Annotated in this window: 1 protein-coding gene; it reads left to right on the top strand. The window is 67.4% G+C overall.

Annotated features, from left to right (window positions below):
* Positions 1-236, top strand: a 236-nt coding sequence (locus V5P19_RS24525) for a hypothetical protein (RefSeq protein WP_334408113.1), incomplete at both ends; no start/stop codon positions are given.

The following is a 236-nucleotide window of genomic DNA, read 5'->3' as shown; positions in this document are numbered from 1 at the left end:
GCCCGTCACCGGATCGAACATCGCGAGCCGTTGCACGCTATCGAGATTGGCGTTCAACTGTGCGAACAAGCCATGCATCGCGGTCGCGAGCTGGGGCACGTTCGTCGCGATTTCGGGGGGGATCTGGTCGCTGAGATCGCCCTGCGCCGCCTGCGCCAGACGCGCGATCGCAGCGTCGATCGCCGACGCCGTCCCGGCAATGCTGCGCTCGGTCGACGCCCAGCACATCACCGCAC

Origin of the sequence: Enterobacter sp. UNJFSC 003, assembly GCF_036903355.1 — a bacterium.
In the GTDB taxonomy this organism is placed as follows: domain Bacteria; phylum Pseudomonadota; class Gammaproteobacteria; order Enterobacterales; family Enterobacteriaceae; genus Enterobacter.
This window is presented reverse-complemented; position numbering and strand designations above follow the sequence as displayed.